15 protein-coding genes and 1 pseudogene are annotated in these 13,383 nt (G+C 68.8%); 4 read left to right on the forward strand and 12 right to left on the reverse strand.

The window, feature by feature from the left end:
• Window positions 1–152: 152 nt before the first annotated feature.
• Together NRF20_RS07545 and abc-f are read right to left on the reverse strand one after the other, a co-directional pair.
• A complete protein-coding gene (locus NRF20_RS07545; protein WP_398633780.1) occupies window positions 153–833 on the reverse strand; it encodes a CatB-related O-acetyltransferase in 681 nt (226 codons plus the stop codon).
• Window positions 834–879: 46 nt separating this feature from the next.
• Complete coding sequence (abc-f, locus tag NRF20_RS07550) at window positions 880–2,499, reverse strand: ribosomal protection-like ABC-F family protein (RefSeq protein WP_398633781.1); 1,620 nt, start codon at window positions 2,497–2,499, stop codon at window positions 880–882.
• 155 nt (window positions 2,500–2,654) lie between these two features.
• Here abc-f and NRF20_RS07555 point away from each other — a divergent pair, with 155 nt between their 5' ends.
• The gene (locus NRF20_RS07555; protein ID WP_398633782.1) at window positions 2,655–3,302 is read left to right on the forward strand and encodes a TetR/AcrR family transcriptional regulator; all 648 of its coding nucleotides are present in this window, start codon (window positions 2,655–2,657) and stop codon (window positions 3,300–3,302) included.
• Between the two features lie 241 nt (window positions 3,303–3,543).
• Window positions 3,544–4,761: pseudogene (locus NRF20_RS07560) on the forward strand (DUF4158 domain-containing protein); the annotation flags it as partial.
• Between the two features lie 130 nt (window positions 4,762–4,891).
• On the opposite strand, the gene NRF20_RS07565 reads toward NRF20_RS07560, so the two are convergent.
• Window positions 4,892–5,440, reverse strand: a complete 549-nt coding sequence (locus NRF20_RS07565; RefSeq protein WP_398635305.1) for a GNAT family N-acetyltransferase — start codon at window positions 5,438–5,440, stop codon at window positions 4,892–4,894.
• A 326-nt stretch (window positions 5,441–5,766) separates the two neighbouring features.
• Here NRF20_RS07565 and NRF20_RS07570 point away from each other — a divergent pair, with 326 nt between their 5' ends.
• Window positions 5,767–6,597, forward strand: a complete 831-nt coding sequence (locus NRF20_RS07570) for a M55 family metallopeptidase (protein WP_398635306.1) — start codon at window positions 5,767–5,769, stop codon at window positions 6,595–6,597.
• Between the two features lie 149 nt (window positions 6,598–6,746).
• Here the strand turns inward: NRF20_RS07570 and NRF20_RS07575 are convergent, their stop codons facing one another.
• Window positions 6,747–6,986, reverse strand: coding sequence for a DUF6207 family protein (locus NRF20_RS07575; RefSeq protein ID WP_413752272.1), 240 nt, complete (start codon window positions 6,984–6,986; stop codon window positions 6,747–6,749).
• A gap of 298 nt (window positions 6,987–7,284) precedes the next feature.
• Window positions 7,285–8,097, reverse strand: coding sequence for a TetR/AcrR family transcriptional regulator (locus tag NRF20_RS07580; protein ID WP_072488693.1), 813 nt, complete (start codon window positions 8,095–8,097; stop codon window positions 7,285–7,287).
• Window positions 8,098–8,184: 87 nt separating this feature from the next.
• On the opposite strand from NRF20_RS07580, the gene NRF20_RS07585 reads away from it, so the two are divergent.
• Entirely contained in the window at window positions 8,185–8,574 is a 390-nt protein-coding gene (locus NRF20_RS07585) for a VOC family protein (protein ID WP_331724135.1), read from the forward strand.
• 90 nt (window positions 8,575–8,664) lie between these two features.
• On the opposite strand, the gene NRF20_RS07590 is transcribed toward NRF20_RS07585, so the two are convergent.
• The 7 genes from NRF20_RS07590 to NRF20_RS07620 all read right to left on the reverse strand — a co-directional run bounded on the left by NRF20_RS07590 (window position 8,665) and on the right by NRF20_RS07620 (window position 13,357).
• Entirely contained in the window at window positions 8,665–8,955 is a 291-nt protein-coding gene (locus NRF20_RS07590) for a hypothetical protein (protein WP_398630744.1), read from the reverse strand.
• Entirely contained in the window at window positions 8,952–9,854 is a 903-nt protein-coding gene (locus NRF20_RS07595; RefSeq protein ID WP_398630743.1) for a hypothetical protein, read from the reverse strand. Before NRF20_RS07595 ends, NRF20_RS07590 begins: the two co-directional genes overlap by 4 nt.
• Window positions 9,855–10,312: 458 nt before the next feature.
• Window positions 10,313–10,639, reverse strand: coding sequence for a helix-turn-helix domain-containing protein (locus NRF20_RS07600; protein ID WP_398630742.1), 327 nt, complete (start codon window positions 10,637–10,639; stop codon window positions 10,313–10,315).
• Window positions 10,636–11,715 (reverse strand): tyrosine-type recombinase/integrase, encoded by a 1,080-nt coding sequence (locus tag NRF20_RS07605; RefSeq protein WP_398630741.1) that lies wholly within the window; start codon window positions 11,713–11,715, stop codon window positions 10,636–10,638. The genes NRF20_RS07600 and NRF20_RS07605 overlap by 4 nt, the downstream gene beginning before the upstream one ends.
• Window positions 11,716–11,969: 254 nt before the next feature.
• Entirely contained in the window at window positions 11,970–12,440 is a 471-nt protein-coding gene (locus NRF20_RS07610; RefSeq protein WP_266355875.1) for a hypothetical protein, read from the reverse strand.
• Window positions 12,441–12,779: 339 nt separating this feature from the next.
• Window positions 12,780–13,133, reverse strand: a complete 354-nt coding sequence (locus NRF20_RS07615; protein ID WP_398630740.1) for a hypothetical protein — start codon at window positions 13,131–13,133, stop codon at window positions 12,780–12,782.
• On the reverse strand, window positions 13,130–13,357 hold the full coding sequence (locus NRF20_RS07620) for a hypothetical protein (RefSeq protein ID WP_398630739.1): 228 nt from the start codon (window positions 13,355–13,357) through the stop codon (window positions 13,130–13,132). Before NRF20_RS07620 ends, NRF20_RS07615 begins: the two co-directional genes overlap by 4 nt.
• Window positions 13,358–13,383 lie beyond the last annotated feature (26 nt).

Genomic DNA, 13,383 nt, shown 5'->3' on the forward strand with positions numbered 1-13,383 from the left:
AGGGATCGCCGATACGGGAGCGGATCACCGTATATAGGGCGCCCATCGGCGTTCGGCGACATGGCGGTGAATCCGCTCGGCCTCACCGCACGTAGCGTTTCCCCAAGAGGAGCCCGGCCTTCGCAGGGCCGGTCGTCCTCTGCCAGGACCGTTCAACGGCCCGGCGGCGGGTCTTGAGGTACCTCTGCCGCCTGTGCGGCCGCTGCGTTCTCCAGGTCGTCGATGCTGCCGGACATGATCGTGCGGATGTGTTCGGTGATGCGTTGGAGCGGCCAGTCCCACCAGGCCAGGGCCAGGAGGCGGTTGACGTCCGCATCGCTGTAGCGGCGGCGGATGAGACGGGCGGGGTTGCCGCCGACGATGCCGTAGTCGGGGACGTCGTCGACGACGACGGAGCCGGAAGCGATGATCGCTCCGTGCCCGATGCGGACGCCGGGCATCACCATGGCCCGGTAACCGAGCCAGACGTCATGGCCCACCACGGTGTCCCCCCGTCCGGTCAGGCCGGTGGTGAGGTCGAAGTGCTCGGACCAGGAACCGCCCATGATTGGGAAAGGGAACGTCGAGGGGCCGTCCATGCGGTGGTTGGCGCCGTTCATGATGAACCGCACGCCCTCTCCCAGCGCGCAGAACTTCCCGATGACCAGTTTTTCCGGTCCGTAGTGGTACAGCACGTTGCGAGTCTCGAAGGCGGTCGGATCATCGGGGTCGTCGTAGTAGGAGAACTCTCCGACCTCGATCAGCGGCGAGGTGACCAGTGGCTTCAGCAGTACCACCCGCGGCTGCTCGGGCATCGGATGGACCACGGTCGGGTCGGCGGGAACAGGTGGCATCACGAATGCTTCCTTTCTGAAGGGATGTCTGCGGGTCTGGAGGACCTCAGCACTTGGTGGCGGGCGTCGAAGTCGCGCGCATGGCCAGGTGGGCGCCCCGCCAGCGCCGACGCAGCCGGCGATCATGGCTGACGATGACGATGGCGCCGTTGTACCCAGTCAGAGCGGCTTCCAGCTCTTCGACGAGGGCGGGCGACAGATGGTTGGTGGGTTCGTCGAGCAACAGGACGTCTGACGGCTCGCTGAGCAATCGCGCCAGGGCGAGACGCTGCAGCTGCCCGGTGGACAGCCGACCGACCGGCACCGTGAGCTGGTCGCGGTCGAACAGGCCGAGGGACAGCAGCCGTTCGGTGTGCCCGGCGGCCTCCCCCGCCCGTCCACGGGCGAAGGCGGCCAGCACGGTCTCGTCCGGTTCCCCGGGTTGCGGCTCTTGGGGGAGGTAGCCGATCCTGCCACGGCGGGTGACGCACCCACTGTCGGGGGCGACTTCCCCGGCCAGGACACGGAGCAGGGTGCTCTTGCCCGCTCCGTTCGGCCCCGTGATCAGCAGGCGTTCGCCCGCCGTGACGGTGAGGCTCGTGCTGTCGAGCCGGTCGGCGACGGCGATGTCTGTGGTGTCGAGTACGACGCCCTGCAGGCGGCGGGCCCGCAGTACGGGGGTGAAGCGCAGCGGCTCCGGCGGGGGCGGGACCGGGTTGGCAAGCAGGCGGCGCAACCGTTCCTCGGCGTTGCGCACCCGGCTGGCCAGCGACTGCTGCACTCGGCCGCCCGCCCGGTCGTAGGCCATCTTGTTGCCGTCCTTCATCGGACGGCCGGGGGCCACCTGGCGGGCGGTGGTCGCGGCGGCCTCGCGGAGCCGGTCGACGTCCTCCCGCCACTGGTCGTACGCCTGAGCCCAGCGCTGCCGGGCAGCCGTCTTCTCGGCGAGGTAGCCGGTGTAGCCGTTGCCGTACCGGACGACGCGGCGCCGGTCGGCGTCCACCTCCAGCAGGCTGGTGGCGACACGTTCGAGGAAGACGCGGTCGTGGGAGACCGTCACCGTGGTGCCCCGCCGGGTGCGCAAGTGTTCTTCCAGCCAGCTCAGGGCACCCTCGTCGAGATGGTTGGTCGGCTCGTCCAGCAGCAGCACCTCCGGCGCGGCCGCCAGGACGGCCGCCAGCCGTAACCGGACCTGTTCTCCGCCGGACAGACTGCCCACGGTACGGTCACGGCTCACCAGCCCCAGACCCAGGCTGTGCAGGGCACGTTCCACACGGGCGTCGGCGTCGTAGCCGCCGCGCAGCTCGAAGACTGTCATCAGTTCGCCGTACTCGGCCATGCCCGACTCGTCGCCATCGGCCATCGCGGCCTCCAGACGGCGCATTCGCTGCTCGACGGCGCGTAGATCGCTCAGGGCCCGGTCGATGATCTGCTGGACGGTCGCCTGCGGGGCCAGCCGCTCGTCCTGCGCGAGATAGCTGACGCCACCGGCGGCCTGGACGACGACCTCGCCCTGATCGGGCCGTTCACGCCCGGCGAGCAGGCGCAGCAAGGTGGTCTTGCCGGATCCGTTCTCACCGATGATCCCGGTGCGCTCGCCCGCGGCGAGCGAGCAGGTCACCGAGTCAAGGACGAGCCTGCCGTTGAAGGACTTGCTGACGGCGAGCGCGGTGATCTGTGTAGGCATGGGGGGACTCCAAAGCATTCGAGGACGAGGCGGCAGTCAAGGGCCGCAGGGCCGGGCGAACGCTTCGGAAGAGCATCGATAACCCCACTAGTTCGACAACTGATGCATTAAGATGCTGCCATAACACCGTCCCCCTGAGCAACGGATTACCAGCTATGACTCCCGAAGCCCCAGGGCCGGAAGGCACCCGGCCAACGCCGACGCGACGCCGACCCGGGGGCCGCACCGCCCGTATTCGTACGCAGGTGCTCGACGCGGTCCGCGCGGAGCTCGGCGAACACGGTTATGACGGGCTCAGCATGGACGCCGTCGCCGCCCGCGCGGGCGTGCACCGCACAACGGTGTACCGGCGCTGGGGGGACGTCGGCGGCCTGCTCGCCGACGTTCTCGACGCGGCGAGCGACGACGACTGGCTGCCACCGGACACCGGCTCATTGGAAGGGGACCTGGCAGCGCTGAACCAGGAGATCCAGGCAGCCCTGACTGCACAGCCGCCGATCGTCGCGGCTCTGATCGCCGCCTCGTTCCGCTCCGAGAAAGCCGCCCACGCGCAACAGCGGCTCTGGGAGAACCGGTACGCCCGCTGCGAGATCATCGTCAGCCGAGCGGTCCGGCGCGGTGAACTTCTGCCGCACACCGACGCTCGGCGACTCCTCATCGCCGCCACCGCGCCGCTGTACCACCAGCTGGTACTCCTCCGCACGCCCCCCGACCCGCAACTGCCCGGCCATGCGGCCAGAACCGCCGCTTTCGCCGCAGCCGCCAGCGCCTTCGCCGAGCCCCCGTCAGCAAGCGACACCTGAGTGAGACTTCGCCCGTTCCAGCACCCCTTCGAGGGCTCGCACGGTGCGATTCACAGGCGACCACTCCACCCGCACGCTCGCTCTCCTCGTCGGCCTCGGGCTTCACCCGGACAGCCCAATGAGGCGACAAGGGGAGGGAAACGGCGCGCCCGACCAACTGAAAGTTACCTGTTGGTTACTTTGCTCCTGAGGCAGAGCTGGGGGTGCGGGGTCGACAACCGTGATCGCCTCGCTTGACTTAGTGCAGAGAAGCACGATCCGGCACATCGGCCGGTTCCTGGGCGAGGACCCGCTCGCGGTGCCTTGGGAGGCCGTGGAGTATCTGGCCGGGCAGCTCGGCATCGCCGATGCCTCATACGTGAAGCGGCACCCGGAGCGGCGCTCGACGGTGTACGAGCACGCGGCGGAGATCCAGAAGCGGTTCCAGTACCGGGACTTCACCGACCGGCGATGGGGCCGGGAGTTCCGTGGCTTCCTGTACGGGCGGGCGTGGACGCACGCCGAGGGACCGGTGGCCCTGTTCAACCACGCGGTGGCGTGGCTGCGCAAGAACCGGGTGCTGCTGCCCGGGGTGAGCGTGCTGGCCCGGCAGGTGTCGGAGGCCCGCACGGCAGCGGAGCGGCGCCTGTACGAGGCAGTGGCCCGCGCCGCGCACCGGGCCGATCCCGCGCTCGCGCCGGCGCTGGCTGAGCGGCTGGCGGTGCCGGAGGGCAAGCACGTCTCGGAGCTGGAGCGGCTGCGTACCCCGCCGACGAAGTCGACGGGCACCGCCATGATGCGGGCCATGGAGCGGGTGGAGGAGATCTCCGCGTTCGCGCTGGGGCGGGTGAACCTGTCCCGGGTGCCGGTGAACCGGCTGTCCACACCGGCCCGGTACGCGCAGCTGAGCAAGGCGCAGACGATCGAGCGGGCGCCGGAGCCGCGGCGGAACGCGCTGCTGACGGCGGTGGTGCGTCAGCTGGAGGCGCAGGCGGTCGACGATGCGCTGGACCTGTTCGCGGTGCTGATGGCGAACCGGCTGATCAGCCCGGCTCGGCGGGCGTCGGACCGGGAGCGGCTGGCGATGCTGCCGCAGCTGGAGAAGGCGGCCCGCATCCTGGCGAAGGCGTCGAAGATCCTCACCGAGGAGCTGGACCTGGTCGCCGAGCACGAGGCGGACCTGGACGTCGCGGCGCTGTGGGCAGCGGTGGAGGAGGCGCTGCCGCATACGGCGGTGGCCGGGGCGGTCGCGACCGTCGAGGCCCTGGTGCCCGAGGATGACGGGTCGGCCGAGGCCGCCATGCGGGAGAAGCTGGCCCTGCGCTACAACACCGTGCGCCCGTTCCTGTCCCTGCTGGGTGAGTCGGACGCGCTGGGCGCCGCCCCGTCCGGGCGGCGCATCCTGAAGGCGGTGCGCCGCCTGCCCGCGCTCTCGCGTCGGCGGGTCAAGGACCGGCCGCTACTGCCCCGCGAGATCGACGCCTGACTGCCGGCACATCACCCCTTCCCTGGACACCCGAGGCGGACTGGCACCCTACGAGGTCAAGCGGCGCGCCGAGGCCGACGACCGATCGGTGGCCTCGTGGAGATCCGCGCTGTCGAGCACGAGTTCAACCGGACGGCGTGACGGAGGACCACACGCCGAACCACTGCTCGGCGCCGTACTCCTCGAACCGCTCCACCTCGGTGAACCCCAGCTTCGCCGCGAGGCGCATCGCGCGGTCGTTGGCGGTCTGGGTGCAGAGCACCACCGGCTCGCTGGGAAGCGCGTCGGCGAACCAGTCGAGTGCCGCAGTGCACGCCTCGGCGGCGTACCCGCGTCCCCACGCCTCCGGCAGGAACATGTAGCCGAGCTCGGCCTCCCCGGCATCCGGACGGACGTGCCCCGGACGCTCTGCGTCGCGCCGATCGAGCGTGATCATGCCGATCATCGCTCCGTCGAGATCGATCACGAAAAGGCCAGGGCGCCGCCCGGGCACCTCAGGCACCGCGCGCTCGAGCTCATCACGCGGTCGAGGGCCACCGATGTAGGTACCCACCTCTGGCGAGGCGAACAGCTCGATGAACGCCGCACGGTCCCGGGCCTCGGGCTCACGGAGCACGAGCCGCTCGGTCCTTATCGGGGCAGGTGGCCAGGCGACGGGTCCAAACTCAGTCATGGCGGGCAACCTATCGCACGCCCGCCGAGCGGCACGCGCTCTCACAACTCACGAACAAAGCCACGGCTCCTCAAGGCATGAGGGATACCGAGGGGCCAGGAAGAAGCACCCTGGCCCCTCGGTATGTGATCCTCAGGTGGCCATGGCGGCGCCGCGCTGGCCACTGTCTCGCGCTCTTCCAGCGGTACGGCTGATTTCTGGGCGTGGCTTTGAGCGATCAGGCTGCTGTGTGGATCCGTACCGAAGCCGGATGGTGTCTGTCCGACGGGGAACCGGAGATGTGCGGCTGACGTCTCCCAAGCGATCAAGCTTGAGGAGTTTGAACAGTGCAGATCTACATCAGCGCGGACATGGAAGGCGTCACCGGGCTCGTCGACGCCGACGATGTCCAGCCCGGCGGCCGGGACTACGAACGTGGACGATTGATGATGGCGCAGGACGTCAACGCTGCCGTCCGGGGCGCCCTCACGGCCGGCGCCACCGACATCACCGTCAACGACGCGCACGGCCCGATGCGCAACATCCTTCCGGAGACCCTGCACCCGGCCGCCCGCCTCATCCGCGGCAAGCCCAAACACATGGGCATGCTGGAAGGCCTGACGTCGGAGCACGATGCCATGGTCTGCGTCGGCTATCACTCCCGGGCCGGCGCGCTCGGGGTGCTGAGCCACAGCTTTATGGGCCACGAGATCGAGGACATGTGGCTGGACGGCCGACCGGTGGGCGAGATCGGTCTGGCTCACACGACCGCGGCAGCCATCGGTGTTCGGGTGGTGGTCCTCACCGGTGACGACTACGCCTGCGCGGAGATGAAGGAATGGGATGCCTCTGTATCCACCGTGGCCGTGAAGTATGCGCGGGACCGATTCGCGGCAGATCTGCGCCCGACCGAGGAGGCACGCACGGCAATTGAGGATGAGGTCGCCGCCAGTCTCTCTACGCGACGGACGGCTACAGCACCCCTTTCGGATCCATCCACCCTCACCGTCCGCTGGCAGTCCGCTTCAGTGGCCGCCACCCTCCTGGGAATTCCAGGGGTCACATCGAAGGACACGCGGACCGTCCAGGCGCGGGGTACTCTGCCCAGCCTCTACCGGTTGTTCGGGGTGTGGATGCGGGTAGCGGCGTCCCTGACCAACCAGCCACCGTACTGCTGACCGTTACGAGGCAACGCCTGATCGCACATCACGCCTCGCCCCACGGTGGCCGTCTGAGCGTCGGACTTCTGCTGTACCACTACGTCGGGAGATGCAATGGGTGCCGTCATACATAAAACGGTTCACGCTGGCGGTGAACAACTCAGCCTCTATACCGTGACACCGCAGAACGAGAGCGTTGGGGCCTGCGGCGTTGTCATCATGCATGGAGCCGGCACCGGCCGCACCGTCGCGTACGTCCGTACCCGCACCCCCGGTTCACCCGGCACCCGCCACACCTCCGACGGCCCCGACGTCGCCCACCGCTCACCCATCTTCGCGACCGCGGCCGGCGCCGTCTCCTCATCGCAGGCCGCCACCTCCACCAGGCCCGGCTCAAACACATGCACCGCATCGAAAGACCAGTAGATGACGGAGTGTCAAATCATGTGACATCAAACTGCACTCTCTGCTTGGTTCCTACTCGACCCCCGAGAAGCCCGCGGGTTCATGGAAACTGAAGGTACTTCAACGCGAACCCGCGGGTGCGACCCCCTGATTCTGGGCGATGAGCCCGCGGGTTCGTACTCAACTCGCTGGAGTGATGAGGCTGATTGCACCACCCCGTGCTCGGAGAAGAGCCAGACCTCCTCCCCGAGTTCCCCAGCCGGAGCATCGGCGACAGGTGCTCCGGCTCACGAGGCAGGCTCACGGGGCAATGGCGTCGTGCCGGTGCGATGAAGTCAATGTCTTCGCGTCTCCGCTTCGGTCGATCAGAGCGGCGAAGGCGTCGAGGACTCGTTGCAGGCCGAAGGAGTAGGCGTGGGCGGGGTCGTAGGCACTGCTGTGTGCGGCGCCTGCGGCTGCGCCGACGCGGACGGCAGTGGGGTAGGCGTTCTCGTCGAGGACCCGGGCGAGGAGCGGGGCGTTCAGCTCCCACCATTGTTGGTCGTTCAGGGCACTGTCGTGCTGTGCGGCGCGGGCGTCGGCGACGGTGCGGGCGCATGCCTGCACGAAGGTGAGTAGGTGGGTCAGACAGTCATCCATCTCGACGTCGCTGAGGCCGAGGCCGTCGAGCCCAGACAGTTCGTGCTCGTACTTTGACATCTGCCCCGGCCCCAGCGGAGGCCTGACGGTGGAGACGGCCGCGGCCCACGGGTGGCGTTCGAAGAGGGCTTTGTTCTCCTCGGCGATAGCGGTGACGCGTTGGCGCCAGGGCTGTCCGGTGGTGTCGGTGCGGGGCATGCGGGCGTAGGCGGCGTCGAGCATGAGGTCGAGGAGCTCGGCCTTGCCGGGGACGTAGGTGTACAGCGTCATCGGCACCACGCCGAGTTCCTTGGCCACCCGGCGCATGGTCACCGCGTCCAGGCCTTCAGCGTCGGCGATGGCGGTGGCAGCCTCGACCACCGCGTCGATGCTCAGCCCCCGTCGCGGTCCTCGGCGACGGTCAGAGGAGGAGCCGCGCCACAGCAGTTGCAGGGTGTGGGCCGGGTCGCCCGAGCTGGTTCGTTCCGTTGGCATGGAGTCATCCTCTCCCAGCCAAACTCTGTACAATGTACATTGTACGTCGTACAGAGAATATGCTCAGTGGATCTCGGAGGAGTTTTCATGAAGATCACCTCTAGCGCCGTGTCGCTCAACGTCGACGATGTCCCCGCAGCCAGCGCCTTCCTCGTTGAGCACTTCGGGTTCCGCGAGGAGATGGCCGCCGACGGCTTCGCGTCCCTGACGCGCGACGACGTCGGCATGAACGTCATCTTTTTGCGGCGGGGGCTGGACACCCTCCCGGCAGACCAGCGCGACGAGCACACCGCAGGTCTGATCCTTGCCTTCGTCGTCGAGGACCTCGAAGGCGAGCTGGCGCGCCTGCGCTCCGAAGGCGTCACGATCACCATGCCGCTGACCGACGAGGAGTGGGGCGAGCGCGCCTTTCAGGTCCGCGACCCCAATGGCGTCATCGTCCAACTGGTCGACTGGAACGCACCCACCAGCCGCTGAGACAACCGGCGGCGCCGCCCCCAAACGATGACGCCCAGCTAGGGTCACAGGGGCGCCACGAGGAGAGGCCCCGACCTGTTGTTGAGCCCCTCAATCAAGTAGAGAACGCGAGCGGCCCTGGAGATTTTCGAATTTTCGAGGAGCCCCAACAGGGCCGACCTCGGCGGCCTGCTCCAGCAGGGCCCGTGCGGAAACCGCGTAGCGGATCGCGGTCTTCTCGTCCAGGCCGAAGACCTCGGCGAGGTGGAGCGGGTCGGGACCGTGGACGAGGGCTTCTTCGAGCTGGCGGTCGACGCGGAGCCGTTCCAGGGTGGCGTCCTGGCCGTGGAGTTCGTGCTTGATCCACCAGCCGCTGACCGGCCCGGTCTCCAGCGCGGTCATCTGGTTGATGAGCAGGTGGGGGTTGGCGGTGTTCGGCCAGCGCCGGCGCCGGTAGTCCAGCCAGGCCAGCAGCATCTGGTGGGTGAGGTCGTCCATGGGGCGGGTGCGTCCGGCGATGGTGAGCCGGCGGTTGCCCAAGTCCACGTCGTCCAACTGGAGAGCGCGGATGGCTCCGGCCCGGGCGGCGTGGGAGGCGCGAGTGCGAGGGCGAGGCGGGCGGCTGGGCTGCGGACCGCTTCGACGGACCGGGTCACCTGCTGGGGCAGCAGGGGCTGCAGGACGGAGTACTCGAACGTACCGACCTTGATGCGGGCGGTCGGGTTGCGGAAGACGATGCCGTTCTTCTTCGCCCAGCCGAACAGCGACCGCAGGGCGACGAGAGTCGGGCGCTGTTCGTGCCCGTGGAGAGTCTTGACGTGGGCGAGAACATCGTCGCGGGTGACCTCGCGCAGGTGGTCGTGGCCCGCGGACCATTCCAGCAGGGCGGGACGTACGGCGTTGAGGTAGGCCCAGACGGTGGCCTGGTCGCGGGGGCGGGTGCGTGGTCCGCCGTCACGCAGAGTGCGGTTCCAGCGCTCGGCCTCCCGGCGGATCCCGGCAGCGAGGCCGTCGAGCCGCTTCTCCAGCCAGTCCTCGTAGGACGGCCTACGGTCGTCGACCAGGATGCTCATCGCCTCCAGGACCTCGGCGGTTCGCTCGATGCTGCTGTCGAGGGCCCGCAGCGGCGCGATGATCTCCGAGTAGCGGATGACGTCGCCCTCGGTGTGCGGGGACAGCAGCACGACCAGGGCCCGGTCCACGTCGAGACGCACGCGGCGGCTCCAGCCGCGGGCCTCGGCCAGGCCGTGCGCGAGGTAGCGTCCCCAGGCCAGCCAGGGGTTCTCGGGATTCGCGTGCACATCGTGAGCGAAGCGGCTGTAGTCGCGGGGGACGCCGTCGAACAGGACCGGCTGGCGCCAGCGGCTGACCGGACGGACTGCAGCGGGCGGTGGCGGTTTGCGTGGGCGCCCCCGTCGTGCCTGGCCACGGGGCCGCGGAGGAGCCGCGGTGGTGGTGCATGCCGACGAAGAACAGCTGAAGGTCACCGACCTGACGAAGCCAGGGTGCCATCACGTGCCCGGCCGAAGTCGGCTTGCCGGTCGCCAGACGGATATTGCGGCGGGCCTGGCACCAGCACAGTCGGCAGTAGCCGGACTTCAGCGGCTGTCACCGACAGCAGGCCCCGCACTCGTCGGCGGCGTGCTTGTGAGCAAACTGCCAGCACGCCGGGCAGAGCCTGCCCGTGAACACGCCCCAGGCCAAGCAGCCGTCACAGCTGGTAGCGGGCTTGCGGTAGCCCTTGCGCGGACTCACTGCGTCACATCGGCGGCAGGGACCGGCCGTCCCGCCGACGCGGCACCACCGCCGGGGCCGGACCGGACGCAGCGGCGGCCTGCTGGCCGGTCTCCTCGCCCGGGCGGCGGACCTTGTCCGGCTCGGGGATCAGCAGGTCGCCGATCTCGCAGCCGAGGACGACGCAGATGACATCCAGGTCCTCCAGCTTGAGGGAGACCGGCTGGCCGGACCACAGCCCGGACATCTTCCCCGCCGAGATCACCAACCCGTGCTCGGCCAGGCCCCGTTGGAGCTCGGACGCCTTCCAGATACCCTTGTTCGCGGCCGTCAGCCGCAGGTTCCACCTCATCGGATCAGCCCTTCCAGCCGTTTCGCGGCTCGCTCGGTCCCGGCGGCCCAGGCGTCCTCGACCCGGGTCTGCTGGACGTGGACGTATCGCATCGTTGTAGCGATCCAGGAATGTCCCAAAACCTCCTGAATCGCGAGCAAGTCCAGCCCATTCCCATAGAGTTGGGACGCACAGAAATGCCGCATGACATGCGGCGTCAGCCTCTCGCCCCACCCCGGCAGGTGCGCCTTGGCTGCCTCCTTGAGCCCGCCACGCAAAGCGTCGTCGCCCACCCGACGCGAAGAGCCGTCGGCGTTCTTGCGCTCGGAGGGGAACAGCGGGGCGCCGGGGCGGGTGTGGTCGTCGTCGAACTGACCCCAGACGTCCTCGATGAACCACCGCAGTGTGCGGTCGGCGCCGTTGATCAGCGGTACCATCCGCTCGCGCGGCCCGGAGCCGCGGGCGCCCTTGCCGTGACGGACGTGGAGCTTGCCGAAGCGGCCCAGCTCCCACTTGATGTCGTCCAGGTCGAGCTTGCACGCCTCGCTCACCCGCAGGCCGACCTGGGACATCAGCTTCGAGGCGGTGTAGTTCCGGGCGGTCGGGGCGAAATTGCGGCAAGTGGCGAGCTCGCCACCCCAGCCGGTGAACAGGGTCCCGACTTCCGGCTCGGTCGGCGGGATCCGCAGCTGGGCGTCCTTGGCCCCGCGCGGCCGGTTCATCTCATCGATCGGGCACTCGACCACCCGGCCGGTCATGCGGTGGAGTTCGACCTTGTGCCGAAGCTCCAGGAACATGAAGTAGGTGGTCAGCGCCTGTGACCGGGCCAGTCGGGTGCCGCTCGGCGAGTTCCGCAGGACCTTCCCGAAGTACGCGTCGGCGTCGGCGGGCTCCATGTCCCACAGCGGCCGGCCGAACCACGCGCGGATCTGTTCCAGGTGCCCGACGTCCCCGCGGATGGTGCCGTCCGCCAGGCCCGCCGAGGCTCGCGCGAGGACGAACCCGGACAGTACGTCGGTCTCGAACCGCTCCAGCTCTTCCGCCGACGTCGGCGCCCAGTGCTCACGCAGGTCCCGTACGACTGCCAGCGCCGCCAACCCGAGCCTCCTCGCCTTCGGCCCGACTGCGGATCGGTCGGACGTGGTGAGAACGCTTCAAGAATCACGAAGTTACGTCACAGAGCCTCAGAGCACTCGAAGGAGGAAGAACCTCCTGGCCACAGGGACAGGGACTCAGCGGGGCTCAGAGGAACTCACGGGATGTCGCACACGAGCACGCGACGAAGCAGATCTGCCCGGATCAGCCTTCGGTACGGCCTCGCCCTGGGTGCGCCGCAGCATGTTCCGTGGGCTCAGTCCTGCTGCTCCAACGCGTCGGCGAAGGCGCGGAGGGCATCGGCCAACTCTTTCTTGGTGGGCAGCTCATCCACCTTCTTCTCCAGACCGTCGATGCGTTCCGCCAGGTCGTCCAGGCTTGCCGGAGCCGTGGGATGCGATGTCGGTCCGTCCGTAGGAGATGGGGACTCGGACGGGCCCGCATCCGAACCACCCGAGCCTCCCGCATCCGTACCGCCGGAGCTGCCGCCGTCAGTGCCACCTGAACCACTGACGGAGCCACTGTCCCCAGCGCCGGTGTCCCCGCCGCCCGCGAGACCGCCGCTTCCCGTATCGGACGTCTCCGCGGACACAGGAGTCGGGCCGGACGCTCCGCCGTCCTGGTCGGCCACGGCAATCGCCCCACCCACACCCAGCACCATCGCGGCGGCCGCGCCGACCAGCGCCACCGTCATCCGTCGCGCCTGGATCTTCCTCATATGTGTCATGCGACGGACACTAACCACTGTTCGCCGCGGAGGGATTCCTTCCGATGATTCGGTGCCGCTTGGGCTCCTCGCGCAGGGTGGGAACCTGCTTCTGCCGGAGCTCCACGGATCTCGGCACGGGAAGGATCACGGGTGCGAGTAGTTGCGGTACAGGATGCAGCGCTGAGATTGATCAGGGTCTCTGAACTGGCCCGTGGAGGCCGGCCGACTCCTTCGCGCTTCCCGGCGCCTGTCCCGGAAGGCCCCCGGCGGCCTGGAGGGCGGCGAAGTCGGTGTGCGCGGCTGTGACGGCTTCGGGGCGCACACAGCGAGCTGGATCACGTTGCTTTCGACGGATTTCTATAGGACACACCCCCTGGTGATCCTGATCGAGACGCTCAAGGAGATCGCGCCGACTGCGAATCCAGAGGCGCAGTCGTCGCCTACAGCTGCGTAACCAGCTGTGTGGCGGTTCAGCTGCATCTGCCCGTTCGCCCTGATCACGACGTGGTACCCGCCCGAGGTGTTCGCGGTACCGGACCGGTACACGTCGTCTGAGGTCTTACCGAGGTAGACGCCCGCGTGCTCGGTCAGCGTTGAGGGCAACGCCTTGAATTTCATATCGAACGAGATCCGGTAGCCGCCCGCGCCCGCGACGAGTGGGCACTCCCCTCCAAGTCCGTACGACTGGTTCAAAACGGCCTGGATGCTCACCCACCCGGCGTCCGCACCCGTCCCGTACTGAAGGGCGTAGCCGCCAAGGTCGGCCAGCCCGCTGCGACGTACCGGGCAGTCCGCTCGACGGTGGTCGGGGCCGCCGTCCGGATTTCACCGGCGGCGGCGAGGGAGGCCGCCGGGCCGGTCAGTGCGCCGAAGGCGACGATGCCGGCGAGGAGGCGGACTGCGGAGCGGCGGGGCTGGGTGGGCAATGCGGACATGGGTGACTCCGCGTCATGAGTGGTGG

The organism is Streptomyces sp. R-74717 (genome assembly GCF_047305335.1).
Lineage (GTDB): Bacteria > Actinomycetota > Actinomycetes > Streptomycetales > Streptomycetaceae > Streptomyces > Streptomyces atratus.